This window comes from Gilvimarinus sp. 1_MG-2023, from assembly GCF_030548285.1.
The window spans coordinates 1-248 of the sequence record NZ_JAUOSC010001443.1 but is presented as its reverse complement, the minus strand read 5'-3'; the positions used below and the strand labels follow the sequence as shown (position 1 = coordinate 248).

The window sequence follows — 248 nt, the reverse complement described above, 5'->3', positions numbered from 1 at the left end:
ACGGAGAACAACGGTGTGATCCATCAGGAATACCGTGACGACCGCTTTGTCGCCGCCCTGGAAACCGGCGACCATCGCAGCGCGCGGGTGTTTTATCTGGTACGTGCTGTCACCCCCGGCAAATACCGTATTCCCGGCCCGTTGCTGGAAGATATGTACGATCCGGAAGCCCGCTCGGTGGGAGCCAATACACACTGGCTGATCATTGAGTAAACCATCAATCGCCAAACGCCGGGCCAGGCCCCGGC

Annotated in this window: 1 protein-coding gene; it reads left to right on the top strand. The window is 59.7% G+C overall.

The window, feature by feature from the left end; translation table 11 throughout:
• A partial coding sequence (locus tag Q4563_RS21595; protein ID WP_303605987.1) for a hypothetical protein occupies nucleotides 1-213 on the top strand: 213 nt, incomplete at its 5' end.
• Nucleotides 214-248: the final 35 nt, after the last annotated feature.